At 40.0% G+C, this 1286-nt stretch carries 1 protein-coding gene and 1 pseudogene; both read right to left on the minus strand.

Annotated elements, in window-relative coordinates; all coding sequences use genetic code 11:
* Window positions 1-8 precede the first annotated feature (8 nt).
* Window positions 9-920 (minus strand): annotated as a pseudogene (locus P20495_RS06925) (IS3 family transposase); the annotation flags it as partial.
* A 6-nt stretch (window positions 921-926) separates the two neighbouring features.
* On the minus strand, window positions 927-1286 hold a 360-nt coding region (locus P20495_RS20760), incomplete at its 5' end, for an IS30 family transposase (protein ID WP_033016083.1).

Below are 1286 nucleotides of genomic sequence, written 5' to 3' on the forward strand. Positions count from 1 at the left end.
TGTAGTGGTCAACTAATTTTGGCCACAGTTTTAGAATCTTGATATCTAACCTCAGATTCATTTGGTGCTAAACCGGCATTATAATGATGCGGCCTAACATTGTTGTAATATCCATTTATGTAATCACTTACGCTATATTTAGCGTCTATAAAGTTTCCATATCCAATCTTTGGCATCCATTCCGTCTTAAAGCTTCTAAAAAATCGCTCCATTGGCGCATTATCCCAACAATTTCCACGTCTACTCATACTTTGTGTGATTTTATAGCGCCATAAACGTTGGCGATATTTTAAACTTGTATAATGGCTACCTTGGTCTGAATGGAACATCAGTCCTGTCGGTTTTCCTCTGCTTTCATACGCGAGTTCAAGCGCTTTTAGCGTTAAATTAGTATCTGGTGACAACGACATTGCCCAGCCAACCACTTTGCGTGCAAATAAATCAATAACCACGGCTAAATAAGCCCAGCGATTGCCTGTCCAAATATACGTCACATCACCGCACCACACGGTATCCGGCTCAACAACATCAAACTGTCTATCAAGCAGGTTTGGGATTTCAAGGTGTTCATTACCACCGCGTTTATATGAATGTTGAGGTACTTGGCAGCTCTCAAGCTTTAATTTAACCATTAGCTTAGCTGCACGATAACGGCTCAATTCAAAATCATTGTTCGTTGCTATCGCTGCGATTGTCCGTGCCCCTGCTGAACCACCACTCATCGCATGTATTGCTTTTACTTCAGCCTCTAACCTTACTTGCTCAGGTGTCGGCGTTGTATCCCGTATGGCCCAGTATTTATAGCTGCTGCGATGCACATTGAATACGCTACACAGCAGACTAATTGGATAACGCTCTCGTTGATTTAACTTCTCGATTAACGAGAATTGTTCAGGGAGTCGGACATCAAGAGAGCGGTGGTGATATCAAGTGGTCAGTGCAACATGGTTTTTAATCATATCATTAGGAGTTAAATAGTTTAATATCCTTCTTGGTCGATTATTTAGTTTATTAGCGATTTTATCTAAATAACTTTGGTCAAAGCCATGTAGACTTGTCTTTTTGGGGAAGTACTGCCTTAATAGGCGATTTGTATTTTCATTTGTTCCCCTTTGCCACGGACTACTCGGGTCACAAAAGTAAACATCTGTATTCGTATTTTTAGTAAATCTTTTATGGTTTGCTAATTCCATTCCCCGTTCCCACGTTAGTGTGTTTTTAAGTGCCTTTGGTAAACCATTAAATTTCAGAATAAGTGCATTTACTACATTGTTAGTATCCTTATC

The organism is Pseudoalteromonas sp. BSi20495, assembly GCF_000241185.1.
GTDB classification, from domain to species: Bacteria; Pseudomonadota; Gammaproteobacteria; order Enterobacterales; family Alteromonadaceae; genus Pseudoalteromonas; species Pseudoalteromonas fuliginea.